20 protein-coding genes and 1 pseudogene are annotated in these 23,812 nt (G+C 58.9%); 12 read left to right on the top strand and 9 right to left on the bottom strand.

All coding sequences use genetic code 11. The annotated features are described in order from the left end of the window. Positions 1-180 precede the first annotated feature (180 nt). Positions 181-903 (bottom strand): tellurite resistance TerB family protein, encoded by a 723-nt coding sequence (locus tag ACYZTM_RS21050; protein WP_131062601.1) that lies wholly within the window; start codon positions 901-903, stop codon positions 181-183. Between the two features lie 174 nt (positions 904-1,077). Between ACYZTM_RS21050 and ACYZTM_RS21045 the strand changes: the two genes are divergently transcribed. The 8 genes from ACYZTM_RS21045 to ACYZTM_RS21010 all read left to right on the top strand — a co-directional run bounded on the left by ACYZTM_RS21045 (position 1,078) and on the right by ACYZTM_RS21010 (position 11,185). Further along, positions 1,078-1,992 carry a LysR family transcriptional regulator gene (locus ACYZTM_RS21045; RefSeq protein ID WP_131062600.1) on the top strand — a complete coding sequence of 305 codons (915 nt, stop codon included), beginning with the start codon at positions 1,078-1,080 and terminating at the stop codon, positions 1,990-1,992. 130 nt (positions 1,993-2,122) lie between these two features. After that, positions 2,123-3,580 (top strand): gamma-aminobutyraldehyde dehydrogenase, encoded by a 1,458-nt coding sequence (locus ACYZTM_RS21040; protein ID WP_461989170.1) that lies wholly within the window; start codon positions 2,123-2,125, stop codon positions 3,578-3,580. A gap of 82 nt (positions 3,581-3,662) precedes the next feature. Continuing rightward, positions 3,663-4,814, top strand: a complete 1,152-nt coding sequence (ydcS, locus tag ACYZTM_RS21035; RefSeq protein WP_131062598.1) for a putative ABC transporter substrate-binding protein YdcS — start codon at positions 3,663-3,665, stop codon at positions 4,812-4,814. A gap of 253 nt (positions 4,815-5,067) precedes the next feature. Then, the gene (locus ACYZTM_RS21030; RefSeq protein WP_131062597.1) at positions 5,068-6,105 is read left to right on the top strand and encodes an ABC transporter ATP-binding protein; all 1,038 of its coding nucleotides are present in this window, start codon (positions 5,068-5,070) and stop codon (positions 6,103-6,105) included. Between the two features lies 1 nt (position 6,106). After that, complete coding sequence (locus ACYZTM_RS21025; RefSeq protein ID WP_131062596.1) at positions 6,107-7,054, top strand: ABC transporter permease; 948 nt, start codon at positions 6,107-6,109, stop codon at positions 7,052-7,054. Then, complete coding sequence (locus ACYZTM_RS21020; RefSeq protein WP_131062595.1) at positions 7,044-7,853, top strand: ABC transporter permease; 810 nt, start codon at positions 7,044-7,046, stop codon at positions 7,851-7,853. Before ACYZTM_RS21025 ends, ACYZTM_RS21020 begins: the two co-directional genes overlap by 11 nt. Positions 7,854-8,037: 184 nt before the next feature. After that, positions 8,038-9,462 carry a gamma-aminobutyraldehyde dehydrogenase gene (locus tag ACYZTM_RS21015; protein WP_461984440.1) on the top strand — a complete coding sequence of 475 codons (1,425 nt, stop codon included), beginning with the start codon at positions 8,038-8,040 and terminating at the stop codon, positions 9,460-9,462. A gap of 241 nt (positions 9,463-9,703) precedes the next feature. Next, on the top strand, positions 9,704-11,185 hold the full coding sequence (locus ACYZTM_RS21010) for an APC family permease (RefSeq protein ID WP_131062593.1): 1,482 nt from the start codon (positions 9,704-9,706) through the stop codon (positions 11,183-11,185). Between the two features lie 102 nt (positions 11,186-11,287). On the opposite strand, the gene ACYZTM_RS21005 is transcribed toward ACYZTM_RS21010, so the two are convergent. Both ACYZTM_RS21005 and ACYZTM_RS21000 read right to left on the bottom strand, forming a co-directional pair. Next, the gene (locus ACYZTM_RS21005; protein ID WP_131062592.1) at positions 11,288-11,845 is read right to left on the bottom strand and encodes a hypothetical protein; all 558 of its coding nucleotides are present in this window, start codon (positions 11,843-11,845) and stop codon (positions 11,288-11,290) included. Positions 11,846-11,850: 5 nt separating this feature from the next. Further along, positions 11,851-12,432, bottom strand: coding sequence for a ComF family protein (locus ACYZTM_RS21000; RefSeq protein ID WP_131062591.1), 582 nt, complete (start codon positions 12,430-12,432; stop codon positions 11,851-11,853). 477 nt (positions 12,433-12,909) lie between these two features. Here ACYZTM_RS21000 and ACYZTM_RS20995 point away from each other — a divergent pair. After that, positions 12,910-13,381: pseudogene (locus ACYZTM_RS20995) on the top strand (BRO-N domain-containing protein). 58 nt (positions 13,382-13,439) lie between these two features. On the opposite strand, the gene ACYZTM_RS20990 reads toward ACYZTM_RS20995, so the two are convergent. Further along, positions 13,440-13,625, bottom strand: coding sequence for a hypothetical protein (locus ACYZTM_RS20990; RefSeq protein ID WP_131062589.1), 186 nt, complete (start codon positions 13,623-13,625; stop codon positions 13,440-13,442). Between the two features lie 392 nt (positions 13,626-14,017). Between ACYZTM_RS20990 and ACYZTM_RS20985 the strand changes: the two genes are divergently transcribed. Continuing rightward, positions 14,018-15,643 (top strand): glucan biosynthesis protein D, encoded by a 1,626-nt coding sequence (locus tag ACYZTM_RS20985; RefSeq protein ID WP_461984437.1) that lies wholly within the window; start codon positions 14,018-14,020, stop codon positions 15,641-15,643. 126 nt (positions 15,644-15,769) lie between these two features. On the opposite strand, the gene ACYZTM_RS20980 is transcribed toward ACYZTM_RS20985, so the two are convergent. The 3 genes from ACYZTM_RS20980 to ACYZTM_RS20970 all read right to left on the bottom strand — a co-directional run bounded on the left by ACYZTM_RS20980 (position 15,770) and on the right by ACYZTM_RS20970 (position 19,460). Next, entirely contained in the window at positions 15,770-16,876 is a 1,107-nt protein-coding gene (locus ACYZTM_RS20980) for an NADH:flavin oxidoreductase/NADH oxidase (RefSeq protein ID WP_131062587.1), read from the bottom strand. Positions 16,877-17,141: 265 nt separating this feature from the next. Continuing rightward, positions 17,142-18,851 (bottom strand): single-stranded-DNA-specific exonuclease RecJ, encoded by a 1,710-nt coding sequence (recJ, locus tag ACYZTM_RS20975; protein WP_131062586.1) that lies wholly within the window; start codon positions 18,849-18,851, stop codon positions 17,142-17,144. Positions 18,852-18,917: 66 nt separating this feature from the next. Beyond that, on the bottom strand, positions 18,918-19,460 hold the full coding sequence (locus ACYZTM_RS20970) for a YaeQ family protein (protein WP_010462971.1): 543 nt from the start codon (positions 19,458-19,460) through the stop codon (positions 18,918-18,920). A gap of 147 nt (positions 19,461-19,607) precedes the next feature. Between ACYZTM_RS20970 and ACYZTM_RS20965 the strand changes: the two genes are divergently transcribed. Then, positions 19,608-20,807, top strand: a complete 1,200-nt coding sequence (locus ACYZTM_RS20965; RefSeq protein ID WP_131062585.1) for a CaiB/BaiF CoA transferase family protein — start codon at positions 19,608-19,610, stop codon at positions 20,805-20,807. 109 nt (positions 20,808-20,916) lie between these two features. Beyond that, positions 20,917-21,729, top strand: coding sequence for a TIGR02285 family protein (locus tag ACYZTM_RS20960; RefSeq protein WP_461989168.1), 813 nt, complete (start codon positions 20,917-20,919; stop codon positions 21,727-21,729). Between the two features lie 169 nt (positions 21,730-21,898). Here ACYZTM_RS20960 and ACYZTM_RS20955 read toward each other — a convergent pair whose 3' ends face one another. Both ACYZTM_RS20955 and ACYZTM_RS20950 read right to left on the bottom strand, forming a co-directional pair. Further along, the gene (locus ACYZTM_RS20955; protein ID WP_131062584.1) at positions 21,899-22,186 is read right to left on the bottom strand and encodes a DUF3509 domain-containing protein; all 288 of its coding nucleotides are present in this window, start codon (positions 22,184-22,186) and stop codon (positions 21,899-21,901) included. A gap of 162 nt (positions 22,187-22,348) precedes the next feature. Further along, entirely contained in the window at positions 22,349-23,704 is a 1,356-nt protein-coding gene (locus ACYZTM_RS20950) for a transporter substrate-binding domain-containing protein (RefSeq protein ID WP_461984434.1), read from the bottom strand. Between the last annotated feature and the right edge of the window lie 108 nt (positions 23,705-23,812).

The raw sequence follows: 23,812 nt of genomic DNA, 5'->3' as shown, positions 1-23,812 counted from the left end.
AGTGCCTTGGTGCTGTTGACTGGGTTTTTGGTCATGGTAATGGCTCCTGCCAATGGGTTTGACAGGACTATTGAGAACCCGAAACCAGCTCCCCGGCTACTGTCATATCTGACAGTAGCCGTCGAATTCCGATGAGAGGTGATATCTGATTTTCGACATGAACCAGGCGCCTGGATCGTCCTACATCGCAGCCTGACGCACCTGCTTCTCCAGCTCCGCCTTCAACCCCGGCTCCAGCTTCAATTGCCGCGCCAGCTCATCCAGGTAGGACTTCTCCATGAAGCTCTCCTCATCCACCAGCATCACGCTGGCGATGTACATCTCGGCAGCCATTTCCGGGGTGCTGGCCGCGCGGGCCACTTCTGTCGGGTCGAGCGGCTTGCTGAGTTCGGCATGCAGCCACTGCTGCAATTCCTGATCGTTGTCGAGTTTGGTGAATTCGCCTTCTATCAATGCACGCTCGCGTTCATCAACGTGGCCATCGGCTTTGGCCGCGGCAACCAACGCCTTGAGAATCGCCTGGCTGTGCAGTTCTACTTGCGCCGGGGGCAAACGATCGAGTGTTTGCGGCTCGGTTTTCGGCGCAGTGCCCTGCTGGGCCTGCCAGTTGCCATACGCCTTGTAGGCAATGACGCCGAGGGCCGCGAGGCCGCCGTAGATAGCGACTTTGCCGCCGACGTTGCGGGCCTTTTTGCTGCCGAGCAACAGGCCCATGGCACCCGCCGCCAATGCACCACCACCCGCGCCCGAGAGCAAGCCGCCGAGGCCGCCCGAACCACCGCTGCCGCCGAGCAATCCGCCCAATCCTCCGCTGGACGCTTTGTTTTGAGCGCCGCCGGCTTTGTTTTCCATCAGGTCCTGACCGGACTTGAGTAGTTGATCGAGCAATCCACGCGTATTCATTTTGCCGCCTCCACGAAAGGGGTTAACCGGACACTAAGGCCACCAGCCTAGAACGAAAGTGCCCGGCGACCGGGGACGAGAGTGCTTCTGGATGTTGCCTGGAAAAAAATGGCCATCGATTAAAGCGATATACACTCAAGCGAATCTATAAAAACCGCCCACCGGGTAATTTCCATGATGACCTTGCGTCAGATTCGTCACTTCATCGCCGTGGCCGAGACCGGATCGATCTCCGCCGCCGCACAAACCGCGTTCATTTCCCAATCGACATTGACCCTGGCGATCCAGCAACTGGAGGAGGAGATTGGGGTTGGCCTGTTCAACCGACACGCCAAGGGCATGAGCCTGACGCACCAGGGCCATCAATTCCTGCGCCAGGCGCACCTGATTCTGGCCACGGTGGACAACGCCAAACGCAGCCTGCAACAAAGCACCGACCAGGTCGCCGGTCAGTTGATCATCGGTGTGACCAGCCTGGTGGCCGGTTACTACCTGGCAGATTTGCTCACCCGTTTCCAGCGCGCTTACCCCAACGTCGAGATCCGGGTGATGGAGGACGAGCGCCCTTATATCGAGCATTTGCTGGTCAGCGGTGAAATCGATGTTGGCGTGCTGATCCTCTCCAACCTCGAAGACCGCCACGCCTTGCAGACGGAAGTGTTGACCCACTCACCCCATCGGTTATGGCTGCCGGCCCAGCATCCGCTGCTGGAACACGACAGCATCAACCTTGCCGATGTGGCCCGCGAACCGTTGATTCAGCTGAACGTCGATGAAATGGATCGCAATGCGCAACGCATGTGGTCGGCGGCCTCGCTGCAGCCGCGCATCACATTAAGAACCGCCTCAACGGAAGCCGTGCGAAGCCTGGTCGCCGCAGGATTAGGCGTTTCGATCCAGCCTGACATGACTTACCGCCCGTGGTCACTGGAGGGCGACATCATCGAAGCGCGACCGATTGCCGATTTGAGCCAGACCCTCGACGTCGGCCTGGCCTGGCGTCGCGGCACCGCGCGCCCAGCGCTGGTGGACCCGTTCCTGACCGTCGCCCGTGAGCAACCCCGCGGCGGGCGCAAGCCATCTATTTAATCGAATGCCACCTTCAGTATTTAGAATTTGTCGACCTCGGGCCTGAGCACTAGTCTTGCTGCATCTATAAGACGGTCGGGGCCCAGTCACAGGGAGCACCATGGCCACACAAGAAAAGAGAACCCGAAAAATGGCTGGCGCGCAGACCCCGTTGTTCACCGCGTTGTTGATCGATGGCGAATTGGTCGCGGGCCAGGGTGTTGTCGAGCCGATCCTCAACCCGGCCACCGGGGAAGTGCTTACCCACATCGCGGAAGCCAGCACCGAGCAAGTCGAAGCCGCCATCCTCGCCGCCCACCGCGCCTTTGCCGGTTGGTCGCGGACCACACCGCAGCAACGCTCGAACCTGTTGCTGGACATCGCCAACGCCATCGAAAAACAAGCCGACCTCCTCGCCCGCCTCGAATCCCTTAACTGCGGCAAGCCCTTGCACCTGGCCCGTCAGGATGACTTGAGCGCCACAGTCGATGTGTTCCGCTTCTTCGCCGGCGCCGTGCGCTGCCAGACCGGTCAGCTCAGCGGCGAGTACCTGCCGGGCTACACCAGCATGGTTCGTCGCGATCCGATTGGCGTGGTCGCGTCGATTGCGCCGTGGAACTACCCGATCATGATGGCCGCGTGGAAAATCGCTCCGGCCCTCGCCGCTGGCAACACGCTGGTGTTCAAGCCATCCGAACACACGCCGCTGTCGATTCTGGCACTGGCGCCAGCGCTGGCCGAGATCCTGCCGCGCGGCGTGATCAACATCGTTTGCGGCGGTGGTGAAGGCGTTGGCAGCCATTTGGTCAGCCATCCTAAAGTGCGCATGGTGTCGCTGACCGGCGATATCGTCACCGGGCAAAAAATCCTCCAGGCCGCCGCGAAAACCCTGAAGCGCACCCACCTTGAGCTCGGAGGCAAAGCGCCGGTGATCGTTTGTAACGATGCGGACATTCAAGCCGTGGTCGAAGGCGTGCGCACTTACGGCTATTACAACGCCGGTCAGGATTGCACTGCAGCGTGTCGCATTTATGCACAGGCCGGGATTCATGACCGCTTGGTGGCCGAACTCGGCGCGGCGGTCAGCAGCCTGCGCTTCGCCGGTAAACGCGATGCCGACAACGAGATCGGCCCGCTGATCAGCACCCGCCAACGCGACCGCGTGGCCAGTTTCGTCGAGCGTGCCCTCGGCCAGCCGCACATCGAGCGGGTGACCGGCGCGGCGGTGCATTCCGGCGCCGGCTTCTATTACCAGCCGACCTTGCTGGCCGGTTGCAAGCAGAGCGATGAAATCGTCCAGCGCGAAGTCTTCGGGCCGGTGGTCACCGTGACCCGTTTCGATGGACTCGAACAAGCCGTGGACTGGGCCAACGACTCGGAATATGGCCTCGCCTCGTCGGTCTGGACCCAGAACCTCGACAAGGCCATGCAGGTCGCGGCGCGGTTGCAGTACGGCTGCACCTGGATCAACAGCCATTTCATGCTGGTCAGCGAAATGCCCCACGGCGGCCTGAAACGTTCGGGCTATGGCAAAGACTTATCCAGCGATTCGCTTCAGGACTACAGCGTGGTGCGGCACATCATGGCGCGCCACGGACAGCATCTCTGACTACGCTAATAACCAGCCGCTAACGGCATGCTTCACCACGTTCACAACTGCCCCGACCATAATTAAAGAAGAGGGAATTCCCATGTTCGTGCACAAGACCGCACTGCTCAGTGCAATCACCACCGCGCTGTTGGCCAGCGCCAGCCTCCAGGCCGCCGAACCGCTGAAAGCCGTCGGTGCCGGCGAAGGTCAGCTGGATATCGTGGCGTGGCCCGGCTACATCGAACGTGGCGAAAGCGACAAGGCGTACGACTGGGTGACCGGTTTCGAAAAGGAAACCGGCTGCAAGGTCAATGTGAAGACCGCAGCGACTTCCGATGAAATGGTCAGCCTGATGGCCAAGGGCGGTTATGACCTGGTGACAGCGTCGGGCGATGCCTCCTTGCGGTTGATCGTCGGCAAGCGTGTGCAGCCGATCAACACGGCGTTGATTTCGAACTGGAAAAGCCTCGACCCGCGCCTGAAAGATGCGCCGTGGTACGTGGTCAACAAGCAAACCTATGGCACCCCGTACCAGTGGGGCCCTAACGTGCTGATGTACAACACCAACGTATTCAAAACCGCGCCGACCAGTTGGGGCGTGGTGTTCGATGCGCAGAACCTGCCCGATGGCAAGCCCAACAAGGGTCGCGTGCAGGCCTATGACGGCCCGATCTATATCGCCGACGCGGCGCTGTACCTGAAAACCACCAAGCCGGAACTGGGCATCAAGGACCCGTATCAACTCACCGAAGCTCAGTACAAGGCTGTACTCGATCTGTTGCGCGCCCAGCAGCCATTGATTCACCGCTACTGGCACGACACCACGGTGCAGATGAGTGACTTCAAAAACGAAGGTGTAGTTGCGTCCAGCGCCTGGCCGTATCAGGTCAACAGCCTGATGAACGAGAAACAGCCGATCGCATCGACCATCCCCAAAGAAGGCGCCACCGGTTGGGCCGACACCACCATGCTGCACACCGAGGCCAAGCACCCGAACTGCGCTTACAAGTGGATGGACTGGTCGCTGCAACCGAAAGTCCAGGGTGACCTGGCGGCATGGTTCGGTTCGTTGCCGGCGGTTCCTGAGGGTTGCAAAGCGAGCGAGCTGCTCGGAGCCGAGGGTTGCAAAACCAACGGCTTCGACCAGTTCGAGAAGATCGCCTTCTGGAAAACCCCGCAGGCTGAAGGCGGCAAGTTCGTGCCGTACAGCCGCTGGACCCAGGATTACATCGCGATTATGGGCGGTCGTTAACACTGCCCATCTATGGCGAATGAGCATTTGTGGCGAGGGGGCTTGCCCCCGTTGGGTGGCGAAGCCGCCCCAGAACCAGCCACCGCGGTCTAGCAGATAAACCGCGTTCTCCGTTTCACGGCTGCTGCGCAGTTCAACGGGGGCGCCACAGTGAGCATTCCAGCCCAACAAGCACATTGATCACGATTCAGATTTTTCAGAAGTCCAGGCAGGGGCCGCTGTGATGGCCCTCGCCTTTTCGGAGCACCGCACCATGACGCTTGCAGTCCAGTTCACCAACGTTTCCCGTCAGTTCGGCGAAGTGAAGGCCGTTGACCGGGTTTCCATCGATATCCAGGACGGCGAGTTCTTTTCCATGCTGGGCCCTTCCGGCTCGGGCAAAACCACGTGTTTGCGCCTGATCGCCGGTTTTGAACAACCGAGCGCAGGCTCCATCCGTATTCATGGCGAAGAAGCCGCCGGGCTGCCGCCATATGAGCGAGACGTCAACACGGTGTTTCAGGATTACGCGTTGTTCCCGCACATGAACGTGCTCGACAACGTCGCCTACGGCTTGAAAGTCAAAGGCGTCGGTAAAGCCGAACGGCAGAAACGCGCCGAAGAAGCCCTCGACATGGTTGCCCTCGGCGGCTACGGCGAGCGTAAACCGGTGCAACTGTCCGGCGGTCAGCGCCAGCGTGTGGCCCTGGCCCGCGCCCTGGTCAATCGCCCTCGCGTGCTGCTGCTCGATGAACCGTTGGGCGCCCTCGATCTGAAGCTGCGCGAACAAATGCAGAGCGAGTTGAAGAAGCTGCAACGCCAACTCGGCATCACCTTCATCTTCGTCACCCACGACCAGACCGAAGCGCTGTCGATGTCTGATCGTGTAGCCGTATTCAACAAGGGCCGCATCGAGCAGGTCGACACACCGCGCAACCTGTACATGAAACCGGCCACCACATTCGTCGCGGAATTCGTCGGCACGTCCAACGTGATTCGCGGTGATCTGGCGAAGCAATTGAGCGGCAATCCACAGCCGTTTTCGATTCGCCCGGAACACGTGCGCTTCGCCGAAGGCCCGCTGGCCAGTCACGAGATTGAAGTCAGCGGCTTGCTCCACGACATTCAGTACCAGGGCAGCGCCACGCGCTATGAACTGAAACTGGAAAACGGCCAGACCCTCAATATCAGCCAGGCCAACGTGCAGTGGCTGGACGTCAGCGCCCAGCATCAGACCGGACAACGCATCAGCGCACGCTGGGCGCGCGAGGCGATGATCCCGCTCCACGACACCGTCGTCGGTGGGGTGTGAGATGACCTCCGTGGCTATCCCTCAAACCCCGGCGGGAGGTTCGCCGTTACGCAGGTTTTCCAACCTGTTGTATCGCCGACCGAATTTTTACCTGTCGCTGCTGCTGGTGCCGCCGCTGCTGTGGTTCGGCGCGATCTATCTCGGTTCGCTGCTGGTCCTGCTGTGGCAAGGCTTCTACACCTTCGATGACTTCACCATGGCGGTCACCCCCGACCTGACCCTGGCGAACTTCGCAGCGCTGTTCCAGCCGTCGAACTTCGACATCATCCTGCGCACTCTGGGCATGGCCGTTGCCGTGTCGATCGCCAGCGCCATCGTCGCGTTTCCGATTGCCTATTACATGGCGCGTTACACCACCGGAAAGACCAAGGCGTTTTTCTACATCGCGGTGATGATGCCGATGTGGGCCAGTTACATCGTCAAGGCCTACGCCTGGACCTTGCTGCTGGCCAAGGGCGGTGTGGCGCAGTGGTTCGTTCAACACTTGGGGCTAGAGCCGCTTTTGCAATTTGTGTTGGGCATTCCGGGGGTGGGCGGCAGCACGCTGTCGACCTCGCATCTGGGCCGTTTCATGGTGTTCGTCTACATCTGGCTGCCCTTTATGATCCTGCCGATCCAGGCTTCGCTGGAACGCCTGCCGCCGTCTCTGCTGCAGGCTTCCGCCGACCTCGGTGCCAAGCCACGTCAGACCTTTATGCAGGTGATTCTGCCGCTGTCGATTCCAGGCATCGCGGCCGGTTCGATCTTCACCTTTTCGCTGACTTTGGGCGACTTCATCGTGCCGCAACTGGTGGGCCCACCGGGCTACTTCATCGGCAGCATGGTCTACGCCCAGCAAGGCGCGATCGGCAACATGCCGATGGCGGCCGCCTTCACGTTGGTGCCGATTGTGCTGATCGCCATTTACCTGTCCATTGTCAAACGACTGGGGGCCTTCGATGCACTCTGACAAAGCCTCTATCGGTCTGCGCATCGCGGCCTGGGGCGGGTTGGTGTTTCTGCACTTCCCGATTCTGATTATCTTCATGTACGCCTTCAACACCGAAGATGCGGCCTTCAGCTTTCCACCCAAGGGTTTCACCCTGAAGTGGATCGGCGTGGCGTTCTCGCGGCCCGACGTCCTGGAGGCGATCAAGCTGTCGGCTGAAATTGCCGCCATCGCAACGCTGATCGCGATGGTCCTCGGCACCCTCGCCTCGGCGGCGTTGTACCGGCGCGAGTTCTTCGGCAAGCAAGGCATCTCGCTGATGCTGATCCTGCCGATTGCGCTGCCCGGGATCATCACCGGTATCGCGCTGCTGGCGACGTTCAAGACGCTGGGGATCGAGCCGGGGATGTTCACCATCATCGTCGGCCACGCGACCTTCTGTGTGGTGATCGTCTACAACAACGTCATCGCCCGTTTGCGCCGCACTTCGCACAGTCTGATTGAAGCGTCGATGGACCTCGGCGCCGACGGTTGGCAGACCTTCCGCTACATCGTCCTGCCGAACTTAGGTTCGGCATTGCTGGCCGGCGGCATGCTCGCGTTTGCGCTGTCGTTCGACGAAATCATCGTCACCACTTTCACTGCCGGCCATGAACGTACGTTGCCGCTGTGGCTGCTCAATCAACTCAGCCGCCCACGGGACGTACCGGTGACCAACGTGGTCGCGATGCTGGTGATGATGGTGACCATGCTGCCGATTCTCGGCGCGTATTACCTGACCCGGGGCGGTGAAAGCGTGGCGGGCAGTGGCGGGAAATAACTGACAACTCAATAGGTGAACCGAATCTCGTAGGAGCGAGCGGTGCGACGATTCGACTTGCCCGCGAAGGCGGTGTGCCAGTCAACATCAATGTTGGATGTAATGGCCTCTTCGCGGGCAAGCCTCGCTCCTACAAGAGATTCGGTTTCGGCAGAAAAATAACAGTTTCGATGAGGACAACGTCATGCAAACCAAACTATTGATCAACGGCCAACTGATCGACGGCGAAGGCCCCGCCCAACCGGTGTTCAACCCGGCCCTGGGCCGTGTACTGGTGGAAATCAACGAAGCCAGCGAATTCCAGGTCGATGCCGCCGTGCGTGCCGCCGACAGCGCCTTCGAAGGCTGGTCGCAAACCACACCCAAAGAACGCTCATTACTGCTGCTCAAACTCGCCGACGCCATCGAGGCCCACGGCGAAGAGCTGGCCAAACTGGAATCGGACAACTGCGGCAAACCGTACACCGCCGCGCTGAACGACGAGATCCCGGCGATTGCCGACGTGTTCCGTTTCTTCGCCGGTGCCAGCCGTTGCATGAGCGGTTCGGCGGGCGGCGAATACTTGCCCGGCCACACCTCGATGATCCGCCGCGACCCGGTCGGTGTAATCGCCTCCATCGCGCCGTGGAACTACCCGCTGATGATGGTCGCCTGGAAAATCGCCCCGGCCCTCGCCGCGGGTAATACCGTGGTGCTCAAGCCGTCGGAACAAACCCCGTTGACCGCCCTGCGTCTGGCCGAACTGGCGTCGAAAATCTTCCCGGCCGGTGTGCTCAACCTGGTGTTTGGTCGGGGTCCTACGGTGGGCAGCCCACTGGTCACCCACCCGAAAGTGCGCATGGTCTCGCTGACCGGTTCGATCGCCACCGGTTCGAACATCATTTCCCGCACCGCCGACAGCGTCAAACGCATGCACATGGAACTGGGCGGCAAGGCCCCGGTGATCATCTTCGACGACGCCGATATCGACGCCGCCGTGGAAGGCATTCGCACCTTCGGCTTCTACAATGCCGGCCAGGACTGCACCGCGGCTTGCCGCATCTACGCGCAGGAAGGCATCTACGACAAATTCGTCGAGAAACTCGGCGAAGCGGTCAGCAGCATCAAGTACGGTTTGCAGGATGATCCATCGACCGAGTTGGGTCCGTTGATCACTGCGCAGCACCGTGACCGCGTGGCCGGGTTTGTCGAGCGTGCCGTGGCGCAACCGCATATCCGTTTGGTCACCGGCGGCAAGGCTGTGGAGGGCAATGGTTTCTTCTTCGAGCCCACCGTGTTGGCTGATGCTCAGCAGGACGACGAAATCGTTCGTCGCGAAGTGTTCGGGCCGGTGGTGTCGGTGACCAAGTTCATCGATGAAGCACAGGTGCTGGGTTGGGCCAACGATTCGAACTACGGCCTGGCGTCGTCGGTCTGGACCTCGGACGTCGGCCGAGCGCATCGCTTGTCAGCACGCTTGCAGTACGGCTGCACCTGGGTGAATACGCACTTCATGCTGGTCAGCGAAATGCCCCATGGCGGTCAGAAACTGTCCGGCTACGGGAAGGACATGTCCATGTACGGGCTGGAGGACTACACCGTCGTTCGGCATGTGATGTTCAAGCATTAAAAGCTTCGTCGGATCGCCGCCCGGAGCAAGCCCGCTCCCACAGATGATCGCATGCCCCTGTAGGAGCGAGGCTTGCCCGCGAAGGCGTCACCTCGGCTTCAAGGAAGAAACCGGCATCACGCACCACCAGGTTTCAAAGCCAGAAAACCAAAACAATAACCACCGATCCGGGCAGCGCCTTCAAGGCCCCGCCACGGTTTCGGACATCCGAAATCTGCCGATTTTCCGGAGCTGACACACCATGAGTACACCCGAACTCTCCCCATTCGTTGCCGACAGCGATGCCGAGCAGCTACGCAAACTGGGTTACACCTCGAACTTCAATCGCAGCATGAGCCTGTGGGAAAACTTCGCCCTGGGCTTCACTTATCTCTCTCCGGTCGTAGGGGTTTATACCCTGTTCGGCCTGTGCCTGGCCGCCGGTGGGCCACCGATGTTCTGGGCCTATTTGCTGGTCGGTTGCGGCCAGTTGCTGGTGTGCCTGATCTTCGGTGAAGTGGTCTCGCAGTTCCCGATTTCCGGCGGCGTCTACCCGTGGGCCCGTCGCTTGGTGGGCAAGCGCTGGGCGTGGATGGTCGGCTGGATCTACTCCATCGCCCTGTGCGTCACCATCGCTGCCGTTGCCGTCGGTGCCGGCCCGTACCTGGCCGCGATGATGGGCTTTGAACCGAGCAACAGCACCAACATCGTCATCGCACTGTTCCTGACACTGTTCGCCACCCTGGTCAACCTGAGTGGCACCAAAGTGCTGGCGCGGATCGCCATGTTCGGCTTCCTCTGCGAGCTGGTCGGCGCAGTGATCGTTGGCGTTTACCTGCTGATCTTCGAGCGTCACCAGTCGATCAGCGTCTTGTTCAACACCTTCGATATCAGCATCGATGGCTCGTACCTGCCGGCCTTCCTCACCGCCTCGCTGGCGGGGATGTTCCTGTACTACGGCTTCGAGGCCTGCGGCGATGTCGCCGAAGAAACCCCGAACCCGAGCAAACAAATCCCGGTGGCGATGCGCATGACCATCTACATCGGCGGCATCGCGGCGATGTTCGCCTGCCTGGCGCTGATCCTCGCCGTGCCGGACATGCAAGCCGTGATCAACGGCACCGACAAAGACCCGGTCACCACCATCCTCAACAACGCCTTCGGCCCGGTCGGTTCGAAAGTGGTCATGGGCGTGGTGATGATTTCCTTCATCTCCTGCGTCATCAGTCTGCAAGCGGCGGCGAGTCGCCTGCTGTATTCCTACGCCCGGGATGAAATGGTCATCGGCAGCTCGCTGCTGAAGAAAATCTCTCCTACGACGCAGGTGCCAGTTGCTGCGCTGTTCGTATCCGGCGTCCTGCCGGCGCTGATCATCATCCTCGGCTTCTTCCTGCAAGATGCCGTGGCAACCATCGTCAGCTTCGCCGCGATCGGCATCTACCTGGCGTTCCAGATGATCGTGCTCGCAGCGCTTTATGCGCGCATGAAAGGCTGGAAACCGAGCGGCAAATTCACCCTCGGCGCTTGGGGTTGGGCGGTGAACATCGGTGCGCTGGTTTATGGCGTCGGCGCGATCATCAACATGGCCTGGCCGCGCACACCGGATGCGGCGTGGTACATCAACTATGCGATGGTGCTCAGTACGGCGATCGTTATTGGGTTGGGGTTGTTGTACATGTGGATTGCCAAGCCGTATGACCACGGGACTGCGCCTGCGGGGGATGCCTGGAAGGTTAGTCGGTAAGGTTTCTCGGCACCGTTATTGGGGCCTGCGCTGAAATATCCCCTTTCTCACATTCCTAGAGAAAGGGGAGTTATTTACAGCCATAGACTGAAGATAAAACCATCAAAGCAACAGCTCTGCCTGGTCGTGTTTCAGTAAAGATATGCGATCGAAAAGCTTGATTTTTTCATCTGCCTTTTGTCTAGCGTGATCCGACATAAACGCAACGAGTTCCTCTAGCTGACTCACGTTCCCGACCACTTTAAAGGCTTTTTCTTTATTAACGAAAACGAGCGACTTTTTCTTTCGAGACAACAGCTCAATTACGTTACTCAGTGTTCCAGTACTTTTAGCATCCCATATCATCAAGCCGTAATCCGCAGCCTCGGCCATGACAACATCCTTCGCCGTAAAAAAAGCTCGCGACCCTTTGGAGTGCTTGGTTTCCACTGTTCTAGCCGGCCACTCTCCAAGATTGTTTCGCGGGACGACACCACTGCAATAAATAGTAGTTTTGGATCGGGCCAGGCTCAACAAATACTCTTGGATGTATGTGTCGGCTCCGCCTGCATCGCCAACCACGACATCAAACTCTGAATCAACGATATTATTGATACGCTCTTTAACCTTCGGATCAAGGTGCTTGATATTAATAGAGCCCGCAATAAATACAGTTGTCATCTATCTCATTTCCAAGTTAATGCCGCGACGTAAATTTTGCCCACCTTGGGATACTTACGCAAAGCAGCACAGGCGGCATCCATTGACGCCCCACTGTCAAACAAATCATCAACGACCAAAACATTCCAGCAGCCTGTACTGGTAATTTGATCATTCACACTGAAGCTAGCCCCAATAGCAGCAACCTTTTCAGCCTTGGAATGCAAATCTTTAAGCGATTGCCCCGTAGCGGCCTTTCGGAGTAAATCCGAGAATACAGGCTTTCCAATTATTCGACCTGACTCCATGGCCACCTCAGTAACGGGTTGTCGGGCACGAACATTCGAAGCCGGCATAGGAACTACGAATCCTACTTGAGCAAGCTTAGGTAAAACATTCGCAGCTACAGCTTGAGCCAGAGGGCCCACCTGACTCCAATCCTTCTGGTATTTGAGCTGGTAGGTTGCCTGTCCTACCTCGGTACGGTGGTTATCGAAGCGCGGGTTTCCGTGCTCGTCGTCCCCTAGAAAGGTACTACTTATCATGTGCTTGTCCAGCACCCATCCCAGGTCCCAAGGACCGTTTATCTGTTTGAGGGATACTTTCAAGGCGTTCTCCATTTTTAAGCCTGTCCGTTAAGCACCGAAATTTCCTTGGCGCTTTTTGACCATAGGCAATGAAAAACAGAGATTCCAGTCAAACGCCGCGTGGCGCTGACTCATCATGCAAAAACAGGAAATTCCTACAGACCGAACCTTCCGGTAAAAGCTCCAATTCCTACAACATGCGGCGCCAGAGTAGACTTGGCGCCGCGAGCGCCTGAACGATAGGCTTTACCTCGTCGCTGCCAAATCAGCGACCCGGGGTCGAAGCCGGTAAATCATCAACATGGCGCATCCGCGCCCCCCATATGAACTAGGGCAATTTTTTGCCTTCAGTTTTGCTTTATGGTGGGCCGTGTGGCGCGGGCCTCTCGGCTTTTCCGTGTTGATCGAGAATGTTCCGACTTCGAACGCCGCACAGTCCGCCACCCATAATCTGTCGAAGGATTAGTGGCGGCTCCCTTATCAACATGGAGTCGAAAAATGCTCAAGCACACGCTAAATCCGTCTGAAATCCATCCTCATTTCACCCCCACCGTCTTCACCCGCCACAACCGGCGTACAGGATCTCGGTCGCCTGATGGGCCGTCCGATGGACCAACGCCTCACTCTTAAACTCGATCCCGATCAACGTCGATACGTCTGGTTGCTGAAGGACGGCAAAACCGTCGAATCGCTGATGGTCAGCGAATCGGGAATGTATGCCCTCCTAGTCCATCATTTCATCCCGGAAAACCGAAACCTGCGCCAATGGTTGAGTAACGAAGTCATCCCCATGATGCGTAATTCGAGTGAGCCATCTGTGGATAACATTCCAAGCCTGAGTTCGTTGCAGTGGGCAGGCATCTCGGTGCCGCTGCTGCATTGGCAGCATCAAGCGTGGATCAAGTGGCGGGACATGCCCGATCTGATGCAGTCACAACGACCGTTCACGATCGTGGGCACTTGCAGTTGAAGGAAGGGTGAAAAATGAAAAAGGGGCAGACTTCACAGTCCGCCCCCTGGTTTATCGCTCAAAACCTAGAAACACTCCGCATCGCATCCACCAGATACCGCATCGCGATCCGGTCGCTTTCCGATAACTCGCGATACCTTTCCAGCAACTTCATTTCGTCCGAACTGAGGCGATGCCTTCGCCGCCCGGTCGCCAGGCAGGGAAAGATTCCTAACATTTCAGTGATGCCTTGTACCTTCGTCATGGACGATGTCCTTCTATAAGACCGAGAAAACTTCAAAAACCGCATCGCCCTATCCTTTTCATTAGCCGCCGGCCTGAAGGGCAGAAACCGGTCATGAACACAGGATAGGAACTATCGCGGCGCTGAAAAGCGGTTTTTAGAGTAATTAGTCAAAAAAAGCAGAAATGCCCTATAAATCAGAAAGTGCTGTCGGAAAACTTAACCGACATTTCTTGTTTCATTGCCGCACCATCAAAGTGCTACCAATCATTTTTTCTGTGCAACCGAACGGTTTAAGCTATTTGTTATCTGTTTAAAGTCCGTTGCGTTTGGCCGAAGGCATGTCCGAACCGATATTTTTGATCCAGCACGTGCCAGGAACGGCGCGGGATTGTTAACGACAGGTTGTACTTATGCATCGCAGGAATTTGCTCAAAGCGTCCATGACCATCGCTGCCTATACCGGCTTGTCAGCCACCGGCTTGCTGGCCGCTCATGCCTGGGCGGGCAACGGCGCCGCTGATGGCGAGGCCCAGGCGTTTGATTTCGAGGCCCTGAAGATTCAGGCCAAGCAACTCGCCGGCAATCGCTATCAGGACACCAAGCAGGTGCTGCCGCCGACGCTGGCGACCATGACGCCGCAGAATTTCAACGCGATCCGCTACGACGGCAACCACTCGCTGTGGAAAGACCTGAACGGTCAGCTGGACGTGCAGTTTTTCCACGTCGGCATGGGCTTCAAGCAGCCGGTGCGCATGTACAGCGTCGATCCGAAGACGCGCCAGGCACGTGAAGTGCATTTCCGCCCTTCCCTGTTCAACTACGAAAAAACCACGGTCGACACCAAACAGCTGACCGGCGACCTGGGGTTTTCCGGATTCAAGCTGTTCAAAGCACCGGAACTGGACAGGCATGACGTGCTGTCCTTCCTCGGCGCCAGTTATTTCCGTGCGGTAGATGCCACCGGCCAGTACGGTCTGTCGGCGCGCGGGCTGGCGGTCGATACCTACGCCAAGAAGCGTGAGGAGTTCCCGGACTTCACCAAGTTCTGGTTCGAGACCCCGGGCAAGGACAGTACCCGTTTCGTGGTCTACGCCCTGCTGGATTCGCCGAGCGCCACTGGCGCGTACCGCTTTGACATCGATTGCCAGGCCGAACGCGTGGTGATGGAAGTGGATGCCCACATCAATGCGCGCACCGCCATCGAACAACTGGGCATCGCACCGATGACCAGCATGTTCAGCTGCGGCACCCACGAGCGCCGCATGTGCGACACCATTCACCCGCAAATCCACGACTCGGATCGCCTGGCCATGTGGCGCGGCAACGGCGAGTGGATCTGCCGGCCGCTGAACAACCCGGCGACCCTGCAATTCAACGCCTTCGCCGACACCGATCCGAAAGGTTTCGGCCTGGTGCAGACCGATCACGAGTTCGCCAATTATCAGGACACCGTCGACTGGTACAGCAAGCGTCCAAGCCTGTGGGTAGAACCTACAACGGCGTGGGGCGAAGGCTCAATCGATCTGTTGGAAATTCCTACGACCGGCGAAACCCTCGATAACATCGTCGCGTTCTGGACCCCGAAAAAACCGGTCGCGGCCGGTGATTCCCTGAACTACGGTTACAAGCTCTACTGGAGCGCCCTGCCACCGGTGGGCACGCCGCTGGCGCGGGTCAACGCGACCCGTTCGGGCATGGGCGGCTTCATCGAAGGCTGGGCGCCGGGCGAGCATTACCCTGAGGTCTGGGCACGACGGTTTGCCGTGGACTTCACTGGTGGCGGTCTGGACCGCTTGCCGGAAGGTGCGGGGATCGAGCCGGTGGTGACGTGCTCGAACGGGCAGGTGAAGGATTTCAACGTGTTGGTGCTGGATGACATCAAGGGTTATCGGATTACCTTCGATTGGTACCCGACCAATGACAGCGTGGCGCCGGTTGAGCTGCGGTTGTTCATCCGAACCAATGACCAGACGTTGAGTGAAACCTGGTTGTACCAGTATTTCCCGCCGGCGCCGGATAAGCGTAAGTACACCTGATAGCTACAGGTTGTCTGGGCCGGCCTCTTCGCGGGCAAGTCGGCCTGACAGACGACAAATAATCCGGCCCAGAAACACAAAAGCCCCGATCACATCGATCGGGGCTTTTTGTTTTTACAGCCGCATTCAGTCGCGCAAATCCGACTCATGAATCGGCTGTTCGCGATGGGTCGCCCGCTGATACTGCGCCGGCCATATCGCCTTGCGACCGCCCAAATCATCATCCGCGTGCAGCGGCCAATACGGATCACGCAACAGTTCCCGCGCGAGGAAGATGATGTCCGCCTGGCAGGTGCGCAATATGTGCTCGGCCTGGGCTGGCTCGGTAATCATGCCTACCGTACCGGTGGCGATGCCTGACTCCTTGCGCACACGTTCGGCGAAACGGGTCTGATAACCCGGTCCTGTAGGAATTTCCGCGTTGGCTGCCGTACCGCCCGACGAAACGTCTATCAGGTCCACGCCCAGGTCTTTCAGGCGTCGTGCCAACTCTACCGTTTCATCCGGGTTCCAGCCGTCTTCCACCCAGTCGGTGGCCGACACTCGCACAAACAACGGCAGTTCTTCAGGCCATACCGCACGTACCGCTTCGGTAACCTGCAGCACCAGCCGGATCCGGTTCTCGAACGAACCGCCATATTGATCGCGTCGCTGATTGCTCAGGGGCGAAAGAAACTGATGCAACAGGTAACCGTGAGCGGCGTGTACTTCGACCACTTTGAAACCGGCGGTCAGTGCCCGCTTGGCTGCGGCGACAAAGGCCTGAATGACTTCGGCGATCTCGCCTTCATCAAGCTGTTTAGGGTGGGTGTGTTGCGGGTCAAAAGCAATCGGTGAAGGGCCTACCGGCACCCAGCCACCGTCTTCGGGTTTGATGCTGCCATGCCTGCCGATCCACGGCCGATGAGTGCTGGCCTTGCGCCCGGCGTGCGCCAGTTGAATGCCGGCCACCGCCCCCTGAGCGGCGATGAAGCGCGTGATGCGTTGCAGGGGTTCGATCTGTTCGTCATTCCACAAGCCGAGATCCTCGGCGGTGATGCGCCCGTCGGCCGTGACCGCTGTGGCTTCAGTAAAAATCAGACCGGCGCCGCCAACGGCGCGGCTGCCGAGATGGACCAGATGCCAGTCATTGGCCAGCCCATCGACGCTGGAGTACTGGCACATCGGTGACACGGCAATGCGGTTGAGCAGGGTCAATTGACGAAGGGTATAGGGTTCAAGCAGCAGACTCATGGGGCACCTCTCGAATCAGTGGGCAGGCTCCAGGGTTCTGTTTGAAAAGTCGACGAGTGACAGGAAAAAGGCGCGGCACCCGCCCCCGCGGGCAAAAATTGGACAAGACGTCACAAGGATAATCAAGCAGTGCTTAGAGCCTAGTCGACATCGGGGGATGAGGGAGGGTTCCAAGAAATTCGGCGTAAGGGAAATCGCTTTCGCGGGCAAGCCTCGCTCCTACGGATACCGACACCTGTAGGAGCGAGGCTTGCCCGCGAATGGCTCAACGCGGTTCGATGTGGGCAATCATCAGCTGCACAGTCTCGTTGCCGCGAAACTCGTTGAGGTCGAGTTTGTAGGCCAGTTCCACCCATTTGATGGTCGGGTTCGGCCAGATGTCGCGATCAATGCCGAAGGCAATGCCATCAAGTTTCACCGAGCCGCATTCGCTTTTCAGCACCACTTTGAGATGTCGCTCACCAACGACCCGCTGTTCAACCAACTGAAACACGCCATGGAACAGCGGCTCCGGGAAGTGCTGCCCCCAAGGTCCGGCATGCCGCAGCGCGCGGGCCAGTTCCAGGTGGAATTCCTCGACCGCCAGCGGGCCGTCCGACAGCAGACGCCCAGTCAGGTCTTCTTCGCGCAATTGCCTGCGCACTTCAGCGTCAAAGGCCTCGGCGAACAACGGAAAGTTCGCTTCCGGCAAGGTCAAACCGGCCGCCATGGCGTGGCCGCCGTACTTGCTGATCAGGTTCGGATGCTGCGCGGCCACTACGCTCAAGGCATCGCGAATGTGGAAGCCCTGAACCGAACGCCCCGAGCCCTTGAGCAAGCCATCGCCGGCATCGGCAAAGGCAATGGTCGGACGGAAATAACGCTCTTTCATGCGCGAGGCGAGGATTCCGATGACACCCTGGTGCCACTCGGGATCAAACAGGCACAAGCCAAACGGCATCGATTCGACCGGTAGATCCTTGAGCTGAGCCAGCGCTTCACGCTGCATGCCCTGCTCGATGGATTTACGGTCCTGGTTCATGCCGTCGAGCTGCACGGCCATTTCCCGCGCCAGACCTGCGTCGTCGGTGATCAAGCATTCGATGCCCAGGCTCATGTCATCCAGGCGCCCCGCCGCATTCAGGCGCGGGCCGACAATGAAGCCCAGGTCGGTCGAGGTGATGCGCGCCGGTTCACGCTTGGCCACTTCGAGAATCGCCTTGATCCCCGGACGGGCTCGCCCGGCGCGAATCCGCTCCAGGCCTTGGTGCACCAGAATCCGGTTGTTGGCATCCAGCGGTACCACGTCGGCAACGCTGCCCAGCGCCACCAGGTCCAGCAATTCGCCGATGTTCGGCTGTGGCGTGCTCGCGTACCAGCCGAGGCTGCGCAAACGCGCGCGCAGAGCCATCAACACATAAAAAATCACCCCGACGCCGGCCAATGCCTTGCTCGAAAATTCGCAACCCGGCTGGTTCGGATTGACGATGGCATCGGCCATCGGCAGTTCGTCGCCGGGCAAGTGGTGGTCGGTGACCAGCACATTCAGGCCAGCCTTTTTCGCCGCCGCGACGCCTTCGACACTGGAAATGCCGTTGTCCACGGTGATCAGCAACTGAGGCGTGCGCGTCAGCGCCACTTCAACGATTTCCGGGGTCAGGCCATAGCCATACTCGAATCGGTTCGGCACCAGGTAATCGACATGCGCCGCCCCCAGCAGCCGCAACCCCAGCACACCCACAGTACTGGCCGTCGCGCCATCGGCGTCGAAGTCGCCGACAATCAGAATTCGCTGACGCTGTTCCAGCGCCGTGACCAGCAGATCCACCGCCGCATCGATGCCTTTGAGCTGCTGGAACGGAATCAGCCGCGCCAGGCTCTTGTCCAGTTCCGCCTCCGATTGCACGCCCCGCGCCGCGTAAAGACGCGTCAGCAGCGGCGGCAGATCACCGAGGAATGGCAGGGTGTCGGGCAACAGGCGAGGTTCGATGCGCATGGGGTGACAGGTGCTTCTCTTGAATACGTAGGATAAAACCGGATAACGCGAACGAACGGCGAATAATCAGCCGCGTTCGCCGCTCAGCCACTGCAACTGCACTTCATGCTGACCACGGTCGTCGGTGACGAAAATCGTCCCTTCGCTGATCATCACGTCCCACTTGATCACGCGGGGCATGTCTTTGGCCAGGGTTTCCAGGATGTCCTGCGGAACCGCCGCGATGTGCACGTTTTTCAGGTTTTTGATCGCCGGGATCACTTTGGTTTCCCAGACGCGCAGGCTGCCGTAGGCCAACAGGCTGGTGCGCTCGGTACGGCGCGAGCACCAGGTCAGGCGATCAGCGTCTGGCTGGCCCACTTCAATCCAGTGCAGGACACGGTCGTCCAGGCTTTTTTCCCACAAGGCAGGTTCATCCACGTCTGACAGACCGCGGCCGAACGACAGCTGCTCGTTGTACCAGAAGGCGTAGGCCAGCAGCCGCACGGTCATGCGCTCTTCGGTTTCCGAAGGGTGGCGGGCGATGGTCTGCTTTACGCTCTCGTAGACGCTGCGGTCGAGGTCGGTGAGGTTCAGTTCAAACTTGTAGGTCGTGGACGGCTGGGCCATGAACGGGCTTCTTGATACGAGGAAAGGCGGCAAGTCTAACCGATGCAGTAGGCAATCAACGAATTGAAGGCGATCAACCTTGGTCGTCAGACATTCGGCTATGTTAAAAGGCTATATCCGCTCAGCCTTTGTACTACAGGATCCAGCATGCCGTTCACCGCCAAACCGCTCTCAGGTCTGAAAGTCATCGAATTGGGCACCTTGATCGCCGGGCCGTTTGCCTCGCGCATTTGCGGTGAGTTCGGTGCCGAAGTGATCAAGATCGAGTCTCCCGATGGCGGTGATCCGCTGCGCAAATGGCGAAAACTGTACGAAGGCACCTCGCTGTGGTGGTTCGTCCAGGCTCGCAACAAAAAGTCCCTGACCCTGAACCTGAAACACCCGGACGGCTTGGCGATTCTGAAAAAACTGCTGAGTGAAGCGGACATTCTGATCGAGAATTTTCGCCCTGGCGTGTTGGAAAAACTCGGCCTGGGCTGGGAAGTCTTGCACGCCCTCAACCCGAAACTGGTGATGGTGCGGCTGTCGGGGTTTGGCCAGACCGGGCCGATGAAAGATCAGCCAGGTTTTGGCGCCGTCGGTGAATCCATGGGTGGCCTGCGCTACATCACCGGTTTCGAAGACCGGCCACCGGTGCGCACCGGGATTTCCATCGGTGACTCGATTGCCGCGCTGTGGGGCGTGATTGGCGCGCTGATGGCGTTGCGTCATCGCGAGGTCAACGGCGGCCAGGGCCAAGTGGTGGACGTGGCGCTGTATGAAGCGATCTTCGCCATGATGGAAAGCATGGTGCCGGAGTTCGACGTGTTCGGCTTCATCCGCGAACGCACCGGCAACATCATGCCGGGCATCACGCCCTCCTCGATCCACACCAGCGCCGACGGCAAGCATGTGCAGATCGGCGCCAATGGCGATGCGATTTTCAAACGCTTCATGCTGGTCATCGGTCGCGAAGACCTGGCCAACGACCCGGTGCTGGCCAGTAACGACGGACGCGACAGCCGCCGCGACGAGATTTACGGAGTAATCGATCGCTGGGTCAATTCGCTGCCGCTGGACACCGTGCTCGCGCTGCTGAATCAGGCCGATGTGCCCGTCAGCCGGATCTTCAGCGCCGAAGACATGTTCAGCGATCCGCAATACCTGGCCCGGGAAATGTTCCTGCAGGCCAAGCTGCCGGACGGTAAAGACTTCAAGATGCCGGGAATTGTGCCGAAACTCTCTGAGACACCCGGCGATTGCGAATGGGTCGGGCCCCAACTGGGTGAGCACAACGCACAGGTACTCAACGAACTTGGCTATAACGTGTCGCAGATTGCACAGCTGCGCAAAGACGGAGCCATCTAAGCTGAGGCGCCGGCTAGTGCACTCCATCAGAATCTGCCTGACGCATGGCGGGGGGGCGGGGCGCGCGTTGCTGGTTACGCTTCTGTTCGTCGGACTGTCCCCGTCAGCGATGGCGCAACCCAAGGAAACGCTGGTCTGGCTGATGCGCGATTTGCCGCCACTGACGATTTTCGAGGGACCGAAAAAAGGCCAAGGGGTTATCGATCAACTGTTGCCGCTGTTGATCGCCGGCATGCCGCAGTATGAACACACGCTGATGCGGGTCAATCGAGCTCGCGGCTTGCAAATGCTCCACGAGCCCTCCCTCACTTGCGACGCGGCGCTGAACAAGAGCAAGGAGCGCGAGCGCTGGATCGCGTTTTCAGTTCCGGTTTTTCGAGCAATGAGTAACGGTGTTGCGGTACGGCGCGTGGATCGTGAGACGCTGACGCCCTTTATCCAGAACGGTGAACTGGACTTGGCCGCCCTGCTCGCCAGTGGCCGTGAGAAGCTGGGCATCATTGCCGAGCGCAACTACGGCGAGTACCTCGACGCGCTGCTCAAGCAAGCGCCGCCCGGCGCGCTGACGCTGCACTACGGCAACGACGCCCTGGGCAGTCTCCTGCAAATGCAACGCCTGGGGCGCTTGCGCCTGTTGCTGGGCTATCGTCCGGAAATCCGCTACCAGGCTCAGCAGCAGGGGATCGCGGAGGATGATTTGCAGTTTTACCCGATTCGTGGCGCGGAGAAATCCCTGTCCGGTTACATCGGCTGTACCGACACGCCCATGGGCCGGCAGGCGATCGTCGAGATCAACCAGCTGCTACGCAAACTTCCACGCGACCACTTGAGCGAGGCCTATGCCGAGTGGCTCGACCCGGAAAGTCGCAGCGCTTACCTCGAAGAAGCCCGAGTGTTTTTCGAGCATCAGGCGCAGCAATGACAAATCGCAGGCAAAAGAAACCCCGAGAAGTGGGGAGACGACTCGGGGTTAAACGTGGCCTACATAAAGACCAGTAACAGCAAGCTACAAGCACCGGAGCACAATGCTTGATCCTGCTGTTACATGCTCTGACTGACCTGAGAGCCGGAAGGTTCCCACAAAAAAAAATTCAATTTCGGCGGGCCAGGATCTTGTCCTGGGCAGCGTGACGCAAAGCCGCGATGACGCAGGGCTCCAGCCGTCCTTCGGCAATCAGCACGTCGCGGTGCAAGCCGTCGACGACATCCGTCAGCAGACGGTAATCGGTTAACTGGGCTTGATTGAACGCCCGTTCGACCACGATCGCGCCGGTCGCATTCTTCAGTGTCACCAGGCATTCGCCATGGGCGCCCGACGGGGTCAGCGTGACCTGATACGGGCTCAGAGCCTCACCGAGCAATAGACTAATACTTTCCATCTCGATCACCACTCAATAGTCCGAAAACAAAGTGCCTGGGGCGTATTCACAGTAAGTGACCACTGGCCCGAGAAGAAAGTTCTGGATTCCAGGTGCAGACGCGTCTGCGTCCCTGGTCGATAGAGCATGCACGGCAAAGATGACAGGGAAAAAACAGCCGACTCACATTTGCCTTGTACGGTGACCGATATCGGTCCATCCGCCCAGCAACCCTCGCAATTGACCGTCGACACTGTAGAACGGCACCGTCCACTGGTAGATGTCCCTGGCACCGTTTTTGAACATCAATTGACGTTCACTGAAGCGTGGCTTTCGAGTCTCCATCTGAGCCATGAATTCGGCATGCAGCAGCGCTGCGGTCTCTTTGGGCAACACATCGAGTTCAATCAGCTGTCGGCCCTGAACCTGATCAAATCGGGTGCCGAGGCTTTCCTCATAACTTTTGTTGCACATGATCAAACGCCCTTGCAGATCACGAACAAACATCGGATCGGGCATGGCGTCCATCAACGCTTGCTGGAACGCAAGCTGATCGCCCAGACCTTTCTCAGCGTCTATACGCTGCTTGATCAGCGCTGCCAGCCTGCGGTTCCAGAGCAGGGAAAGCAGACCGAACAGGCTGACGACAAACATGCCCCAGCAAACCCAGTGCGTCATCTGCCGCCAGGGAGAGGGAGGTTGAGCGGGAGCGATCCCATTGAGCCATTTCAGGCGAATGGCGCGCAGTTCAGCTGCAGGAAAGGCCTCAAGCGCCTTGTTCAAAATGCTCAGCAATGGCGACTGGCCTTTGCGAACCGCAAGGTGATCAGCCTCCCATTTGCCCTCCACTGCCCGCCCGAACTTGAGTTGTCCCAACGGATAGAGCTGCGCCCCGATTTCATTTTCGATGGTGGCAAAGGCTTCACCACTTTCAACCAGCGCCCTCGCTTCGGCGTAAGTCTTGACCGTGCGCAACTCGATCGCCGGGTAGTCGCGGCGAATCGTGCCTTCGAGTGCGTGCCGGGCCGGCAGCACCAGCACTCTTTTTGCCAACTGCTCCAGGGAGTGCATGACAGGTGCACCTGCCCGCCCGACAACCACCCACCCAGCGCCACCGAACGCATGACTGAAATCCAGGAACGCCTTACGCTCGTCATTCATTGCCAGGGTGGTGCTCATGTCCGCCTCGCCACTTTCCAGACGCCCGAGCAACTGATCGGTAGAAAACGACTCTTCGTGAACAAACTGCAAACCCGTCATGGCACTGATGCGATTGAGCAGATCGTTGTTCAAACCGCTCCATTGACCGTGCTCATCCTTGAACAGATAAAGCGGGTATTGCACCGATGCGACGATGACTTGCGGGTGCTCGGCAATCCATCTCGATTCCTGAGCATCCAGCTCGATGGTGGCGCCGGCGCCCGATCCCCTGGATTCTGGAATCGCCAATTGAGCCGCCGCCCCTCCTTGAGCAATGCCCAGGACGCCGATCAAAAACATCCAGCACACGGCCGGCTTTAACCCTCTGAAAAACAGCATTACCACTTCCTTCGCGATCAACTCGCCCGTCCTTCCTGGGGCGAAAACGCGACAAGTGTGGCATGCAGAAATGAGAAAGCCCGTCAGGAGACGGGCTTCAAAATGTGA

The sequence above is a fragment of the Pseudomonas sp. MDT2-39-1 genome (assembly GCF_054898085.1).
Note: the sequence above shows the minus strand (reverse complement) of the source record. Positions and strands in the feature narration are given on the sequence as shown.